The sequence below is a fragment of the Rhodopirellula maiorica SM1 genome (assembly GCF_000346295.1).
GTDB classification, from domain to species: domain Bacteria; phylum Planctomycetota; class Planctomycetia; order Pirellulales; family Pirellulaceae; genus Novipirellula; species Novipirellula maiorica.
In genome coordinates this window covers 1-7,655 of sequence record NZ_ANOG01000573.1, presented here as the reverse complement: position 1 = coordinate 7,655, position 7,655 = coordinate 1, and the positions used below count along the sequence as shown (strand labels likewise).

The window sequence follows — 7,655 nt, the reverse complement described above, 5'->3', positions numbered from 1 at the left end:
AAACCTGACCGACATCTTTTGTTGTCCGCCTACGCGGGCGGAACTCCGATAAATCGCGTTGCTGAAAAACACAGTCTGCCTGTTAATCGACTCTACAAACTACTCGGCCGCTTGCGAAGTAAGTTAAAACAGTGCGTCGAAACGAAGCTGAAGCCGAGCTAAACCGATCAAGCCATAGAAATAAATAACGATGGATTCCTCAACCCAAAACGATTTCGACGACCTCGTCGATCGCTACTGCGCGGGCCTGCTTGACCAGGAATCGTTTACTCAACTTCAAACGATGCTTCGTGATGACGTTGAGCGCCGACGACAGTTCCGTGAAACGATGGCGACTCACGCGGCACTGAATGAAATCGCCGACACGTTTGATATCAAACAATCCGCTGCGCATTTGCACGGCATTTCTTTGGCTGCGGTCATGGAGCCTGATACTAGCAACGCCGATCGAGTGACACATTTGGCATCGGCTGAACCACAATCCCACCGTCTCAGACTTACTTGGCTGACGATGGTGATTACCTGCGCCGCTTCGCTGGGTATCGCTATTTTTTCCATGCTGTATCAGCGAAACCAAGGCGTTTCGACGCCGGCCCAGCTGACTGAGAGCATACGGCAAGAAGGCTCGTTGTCCCAACCGCTGATTCCTCCGACGCGATTGGTTAGCAATCGATCGATTGCGTTGATCAAGAGTGCCGTTGATGTGAACTGGGCTAGGTCGGCGACGCCACTTCGTGTAGGTGAAGTGGTTCCCAGCCATGTATTGAACCTGGAATCTGGCATCTTGGAGATTGTGTTCCTTTCGGGAGCCATGGTAGTGGTCGAAGGCCCTGCAAAGCTCGACCTTGTCTCGGAGGAAAAAGCTGTATTACATAACGGCAAAGTCCGCTGCTATGTCCCTCCGGCCGCCGTCGGATTTTCAATCGAAACACGTGATACAACGTACATGGATATGGGGACCGAGTTTGGAGTGGAAATCAAACCCGACGGCAAACAAGAACTGCACGTTTTTGATGGGGAGGTCCACGTTCATTCGCGGCTCGGCGACGACTCACCGCAAATGGTGTCGTCTGGTGAAGGGCTTCGACAAAAGGACAACAAAGAATGGAAAAGGATCGAGTCGGACACCAGCCAGTTTACGAACAATAAAGACTTGAGCTTACGAAAAACGGAACAGGAGCAAAAAAGCTATCAAGTTTGGTCCGACTACCGAAAGAAAATTCAACGGGACAAAGACCTTGTTTTGTTTTATGACTTTGATTCGCAAAGCGAAAACCCGCAATTGCTGAAAGACAAAGGCAATAACGCGATTGATGGCTCGATCGTGGGATGCGAAGTAAGCACAGGTCGCTGGGAACTTAAACCGTCGCTTGAATTTAAGAAACCAAGCGACCGAGTGCGACTGAATATCCCCGGTGAATTCGATAACGTGACGATGACCACCTGGCTCCGACTCGATGGATTTGACCGACACTTTAACTCGATCTTCCTAACCGATCGTTATGACGATGGCCATTTGCACTGGCAGGTCAAATGGACGGGCGAGATCGACGCCGGGATCAAAGTGGCCGATTCGCCACGTCGTATTTTTGTAAGCGAGCCCGTGCTTAGTTACGAGGACCTCGGACGTTGGATCCACCTCGCAGTCGTGGTCGACAAGAAATCGCAATCGCTTTCTCACTATCTCGATGGCAAACGGGTTGCACGTTTTGACCTCCGAGTAGGCAGCGAGCCCAATGCCCCACAGGCACCAGTCACGAAGATTCGTTTTGGAAAAGCGGAGCTAGGGAACTGGAGCCCTGAGCGAAAATATGACAACGAACCGGTTCGCAACTTGAACGGCCGAATCGATGAATTTGCGATGTTTGGCCGTGCGTTGTCCGATTTCGAGATCCGAGAACTCTACAACCAAAGCCGCCCGCATTAGTAATGTGGCGCCACCCTTTGCACCCTCTACAGAATCTACGTCGCGACGCAGCACCGCAGAGGCACCGGCATCGCGACTACGAACGACCAGAGTTGTAGATCGCGGGGTTTAGCGAGGCATCGTTGTACATTTTCATCTGACGATATGTTTTGTGACGTTTTCGTCCCGCGAAAATATCATCCAACAATTGCTGTAATGACAACGACAAATCTTCTAGTTGGGTCTCGCAAACGGCAAGCCGCTGGGCGACTTTCTCGCGATGTTCGGGCTCGGTATCACTGCGATCACACTGTTCACCGTAATGAAACAAACGCAGCGATTGGATCGACAGTCGATCGATCACACTGCCCGGCGTTTCGGTGTTGATCGGTGCGTCTGCGGCGACCGAAATGCCTGCCGCCGCGATGGCATCGGAAATCGCGTCATCCACCTTTTCGATCTGGTTGTGACGAAGCTGATTCAAACCATCAATCGTACGTTTGACCGCGGCAATTTCCGCATCGGTCGCGGTGGGACTGCGTGCCTTGTCCTCCTCGTGCCACAACCGAAAGTTGGTGGCATGTTGGTCGCAAACAAGTCCCAAGATCCCTGAGAATGAATGACCGATCGGTTCAGCGTGCCAACGCTGAACCCTATCGATCTGCATCTGCGTCAGATCCGCAACTCGAAGCACCGGTAATGGATCTGACGATGCCATGGATCAAACTTCCTTTTCGTCGATCCAAGTCATCATGCGGCGAAGACCACGGCCGATTTGCTCGACGCCATGCTCACGCTCCAAACGACGAGTCGCCTTGAAGAAAGGTGCACCGGCACGATTTTCCGAGATCCACTTGCGAGCGAATTCGCCGTGTTGGATTTCGGTCAAAATCTTCTTCATCTCAGCCTTGGTTTCGTCGGTGATGATGCGTGGACCGCTGACGTAGTCACCATATTCGGCCGTGTTGCTAATGCTGTAACGCATGTAGCTCAAACCGCCTTCGTACAACAAATCGACGATCAGCTTCAATTCGTGCATGCACTCAAAGTAAGCCATTTCGGGCTGGTAGCCTGCTTCGACAAGCGTTTCAAAGCCGGCCTTCACCAATTCGCTAACGCCACCGCACAGAACCACTTGTTCGCCGAACAAGTCGGTTTCGGTTTCTTCGGCAAACGTGGTTTCGATCACGCCACCACGCGTTCCGCCGATCGCCTTGGCGTAGGCCAAACCGATTTGCTTGGTGGATTCCGCTGCACCTTCGCCTAGGGCGATCAAACAAGGAACGCCGCCACCTTTTTCGTATTCGCTACGCACCAAGTGGCCCGGGCCTTTCGGAGCGACCAACAATGTGTCGATTCCCTTCGGAGGCTCGATTTGTCCAAAGTGAATGTTGAAACCGTGCGAGCACATCAGGACGTTGCCGGGCTTCAAGTTCGGCTCGATCTGTTGGCGATACACGTCGCCTTGAACTTCATCGGGAAGCAGGACGTTGATGACGTCGGCGGCTTTGGTCGCTTCGTCGATCGACATTGGCTTGAAGCCGTGCGAAACGGCCAAATCGTAATTTGCCGATCCGGGGCGTTGCCCGATGATCACGTCACATCCGCTGTCACGAAGGTTTTGAGCCTGTGCGTGGCCTTGCGAACCGTAGCCAAGAATTGCAACGGTCTTGCCTTTGAGGTGAGACAAATCCGCATCGTTTTCGTAGTAAATCGTAGCAGCCATAACGGGGCTCAAATCTTTGGGTTGTTGAGTAAGGGGAAAGTCTGATTATGTGTTTCAAAACTTGGAATAATGGTGGGGAGCGGTAGAACGTCGAATCGTTAGACCGATACCACTTTGGGCGAATCACTGAGCCGCGGCGAACCGGCGTCGCTGCGAACCATCGCGATACGACCGGTACGAGCCAGTTCGGTGATCCCGTAAGGCCGCATTCGCTCGATGAACGCTTGTACCTTGTTTTCGCGACCGCTGATCTCCACCATCACTTCGTTTGGACCGACATCGACGATCTTGCCGCGGAATATATCGACGAGCTCACGAATTTCGCTGCGAACCGGACCGGCAGGGGCTTTGATCTTCATCAACAACAAATCACGCTCGACGAAATCACGACTGCTGACGTCAAGAACTTGGACGACCGTGACGATCTTTTCCAACTGCTTGCCGACCTGTTCGAGCACGCGGTCGTCGCCCACGACGACAAATGTCATGCGTGAAAGTTGCTTGTTTTCGGTTTCACCCACCGCAAGCGAATCAATATTGAATCCGCGTGAGGCAAGCATGCCGGAGATGTGGGCCAGAACGCCTGGAACGTTTTGGACAAGTGCACTGAGCACATGCCGCTGGTTGTCGTTGCTCATCAGATGGGGGGTGTCGTCATCTACGAGGATTTGGATTGAACCGCTTTGTCGAGCGTAGCATGATAATTTTGGCGACAAAAACCAACAAGGGCTTAGACACACTCCGAAGGGAATCCTGACCTATGCTGGGGCGACGCCACCGGCGAGGACAGGTCTCGGCAGCGGGATGTTCACGCGAAAACGCAGCAAATGACCACAAAAACGTGTCTAGAGCGAACTTGGTTGCTAAGCTAATGTGAGTCACGCAGCGACACGTATTGCGCTGGTCATCTTCCCCCATCTTCTCCATTCGCACCGTCTGGGACTTCGGCAAAACCATGAATTTTCGTGTTGAATTGCCAGCATATCGTGGCCCACTCGACCTGCTGCTCTACCTGGTTCGCCGCCAAGAGGTGTCGCTGCCGGAGGTGTCATTGTCCAAAATTGTCGATCAGTACCTCGGCTACATGGACATTTTGCAAGAGTTGGACCTAGGCGATGTGGGTGATTTCCTCGACTTGGCATCCACCTTGGTCGAGATGAAAAGTCAGGCGGTTTTGCCGAAAATTGTCGAAGACAACGACGAAGAAGAGATTGTCGATCCGCAGTCCGAGCTGATTGAACGGTTGCTGCAGTACAAAGAAATCCGCGATGCCGCCTCGATTCTTGACGAAATGGGCAGTCGGTGGCAGCAGCGGTACGAGCGGATGTCGGACGATCTGCCGACCCGCCGCGTCGATTTGGGCGATCAACCGATCGTCGACCTGGAAATCTGGGACTTGGTCAGCGCGTTTGGGCGAATCATGCGCGAAGCCGCAGGCCCGCCTGCGACCGAAGTCGTTTACGACGACACGCCGATTCACGTCTATATGCAGCGAATTCACGAACGTCTGCAAACATCCGAACAAGTGCATTTGATGGACCTGGTCACCGGCGGGATCCACAAATCATCGCTGATTGGCTGGTTTTTGGCGACGCTGGAATTGACCCGGCACCACGGTGCCGCAGTCTTGCAGCACGAACACGGCGATATCTATGTCGTCCGCACCGCGAACTATTCCGAAAGTCTGAATGTCAACGAAGTGGATAACTACGGCACCAAAGCGATTGAAGCGAGCAACATGCCGATCCGAATGCGTTAACGTCGCGGATCGTGTCCGGTACAGCAAACGAACGCTTCACGATATCTTGTTCGGGCCTAGACAAGTTCCTTCACATTTTGCACTGATTGCCGCGGCCCGATGGTTGAAAACCTTCCTGTTCTTTCTCACGTCCACAATGGTCTGACCATCGAAGGCTACTCACGAGCGGCCGTGCAAACGTATTGGCGAGTCAACGAGCTGAAGGTCTTGTTCGATTGTGGCGGGCAACCGTGGGATTTCATGGGCACGCCCACCATGTTCATCTCGCACGCACATCTCGACCATATCGCCGCATTACCTGCCTACGTATCGCGACGGCGGATGATGAAGATGGATCCGCCAGTGATCTACCTTCCCGATTCCGCAGTGGACACCACGTGGGACATGTTGCAGTTGTTCCGCCGTCTCGATCGAGGTGCGATGCCATGCGAATTGATCGGTTTGCTGCCCGGCGACGAAACCTCGATCAGCCGCGAGTACATTGTCACGTCGCTAAAAACACGACACACGATCGATTCGCTCGGTTTTGTGATCCACCAGCGTCGTCACAAATTGAAACCCGAATTCCAGGGGCTCGAGGGCGACAAGATCCGCGATCTCAAATTGGCGGGAACCGAAATCACCGAAGAGACGCGGGTGCCGGTGTTCGCCTATACCGGTGACACATCGCCACCGGGGCTCGATAACAACCCCGTCTTTTACGAAGCTAAGACGTTGGTCAGCGAATTGACATTTGTCGCGCCAGAGCATCGCAAAGAAAAAATACACAAGCATGGTCACATGCACATCGACGATTACCGGCAACGTGCCGACCGTTTTCAGAACGAACTGATTATCGCATCTCACCTCAGCACGCGTTACAACGACTCGCAAGTAAAGCGACTCGCTCAGAAAGCACTTCCCGATGCTCTCGGTGGCCGTATGAAACTGTGGCTCTAAACATGCAGTCTGTTTCACATCCACATTCGGGTTGGACTTGGCCGACACCTCGTTCGGCTTACATTCACGTTCCGTTTTGTCGACATCGCTGCGGCTATTGCAACTTTTCGGTGATCGCGGACCGCGATGATTTGGTTCAGCCGTTTTTGACCGCAATCGATCGAGAACTCGCGCAGCTGGATCGGCCCCGGATTGACACTCTGTTTCTAGGCGGCGGGACTCCGACGCATCTCGATGCCGCTCAGCTCGAATGGCTGCTTCAGCAGATCGAGTTGCGATTTAGTTTGACCGACCAAGCGGAGCGCAGTGTCGAAGCCAATCCCGAAGACATCGACGAACCGAAACTGCGTCTGCTGGCCGACCATGGCATCAACCGTATTAGTTTGGGAGTGCAGTCGTTTAACCCTCAGAAATTGAAAGTGCTGCAGCGCAGCCACACCGCCGCTCAAGCCGCCGCGGCGATCGAGCTAGCGGCCAAGTGGATTGGCAACGTTTCGATTGACTTAATTTTTGCAGCACCGCAAGAGACCGTTTCGGATTGGCAAGCGGATTTGCAAACCGCGTTGGATTTGCCGATCAATCATTTGTCGACATACGCGTTAACGTTCGAGAAAGGCACGGCATTTTGGACGGCACAACGCGCCGGTCGCTTGGACGGAGTGGACGAGGCGACCGAGGTCGCGATGTATACGATGACGCGTGAACGTTCGTCCGCGAGGGGACTCCGTCACTACGAAATTTCCAACTTTGCTCGTGCCGGGTTTCGTTGTCGCCACAATCTTGCCTATTGGCAAGGGCGAGGCTGGTACGCCGCCGGCCCTGGCGCTGCACGCTTTGTCAACGGGCACCGTGAAGTCAACCATCGCAGCACGACGACGTATCTGAAACGAATCGAGCGAAATGAATCCCCCGTCGCTGAATCCGACGCGATCACTCCGCTGCAATACGCACGTGAACGCGCGGCGTTTGGGATCCGCATGATCGACGGTATCGACATCGCGGAACTCGCTCGCGAAACCAAGATCGACTTGCACAGCGAGTGCGGTGACGCGATTGAAAAGTTGATGTCGCAAGGCCTGCTACAGCGACAGGGCAACCACATCCGCTTGAGCGAACAAGGAATCCTATTTGCCGACTCGGTTGCATCAGAGCTACTCGGCTAAGCCGCCATGGGATAGCGGTTCCGGCAAACGGCTTGTTGATTTATTGAGCCGGCTCACCGGTGGGGCTCGTTGTGTTAGCGATCGATGGTAGGCCGGATCAAGTCGCGGTAGCGACGCAGATCCAGCAGATGCGATTTTTGCACTGGAATTCGTTAAGACTGT

At 53.7% G+C, this 7,655-nt stretch carries 7 protein-coding genes; 4 read left to right on the top strand and 3 right to left on the bottom strand.

The window, feature by feature from the left end; translation table 11 throughout:
- Nucleotides 1-190: 190 nt before the first annotated feature.
- On the top strand, nucleotides 191-1,927 hold the full coding sequence (locus RMSM_RS18240) for a LamG domain-containing protein (RefSeq protein WP_008699452.1): 1,737 nt from the start codon (nucleotides 191-193) through the stop codon (nucleotides 1,925-1,927).
- 76 nt (nucleotides 1,928-2,003) lie between these two features.
- Here the strand turns inward: RMSM_RS18240 and RMSM_RS18235 are convergent, their stop codons facing one another.
- The 3 genes from RMSM_RS18235 to ilvN form a co-directional block, all read right to left on the bottom strand.
- Nucleotides 2,004-2,624 (bottom strand): DUF4254 domain-containing protein, encoded by a 621-nt coding sequence (locus tag RMSM_RS18235; protein WP_008699450.1) that lies wholly within the window; start codon nucleotides 2,622-2,624, stop codon nucleotides 2,004-2,006.
- A gap of 3 nt (nucleotides 2,625-2,627) precedes the next feature.
- Nucleotides 2,628-3,632 carry a ketol-acid reductoisomerase gene (gene ilvC, locus RMSM_RS18230; RefSeq protein WP_008699447.1) on the bottom strand — a complete coding sequence of 335 codons (1,005 nt, stop codon included), beginning with the start codon at nucleotides 3,630-3,632 and terminating at the stop codon, nucleotides 2,628-2,630.
- Between the two features lie 98 nt (nucleotides 3,633-3,730).
- Entirely contained in the window at nucleotides 3,731-4,270 is a 540-nt protein-coding gene (ilvN, locus tag RMSM_RS18225) for an acetolactate synthase small subunit (protein ID WP_008699446.1), read from the bottom strand.
- Between the two features lie 317 nt (nucleotides 4,271-4,587).
- Between ilvN and RMSM_RS18220 the strand changes: the two genes are divergently transcribed.
- The 3 genes from RMSM_RS18220 (at nucleotide 4,588) to hemW (ending at nucleotide 7,493) form a co-directional block, all read left to right on the top strand.
- Nucleotides 4,588-5,391, top strand: coding sequence for a segregation and condensation protein A (locus RMSM_RS18220; protein ID WP_008699445.1), 804 nt, complete (start codon nucleotides 4,588-4,590; stop codon nucleotides 5,389-5,391).
- 99 nt (nucleotides 5,392-5,490) lie between these two features.
- The gene (locus RMSM_RS18215; RefSeq protein WP_008699443.1) at nucleotides 5,491-6,330 is read left to right on the top strand and encodes an MBL fold metallo-hydrolase; all 840 of its coding nucleotides are present in this window, start codon (nucleotides 5,491-5,493) and stop codon (nucleotides 6,328-6,330) included.
- A 2-nt stretch (nucleotides 6,331-6,332) separates the two neighbouring features.
- Entirely contained in the window at nucleotides 6,333-7,493 is a 1,161-nt protein-coding gene (hemW, locus tag RMSM_RS18210) for a radical SAM family heme chaperone HemW (protein ID WP_008699441.1), read from the top strand.
- Nucleotides 7,494-7,655 lie beyond the last annotated feature (162 nt).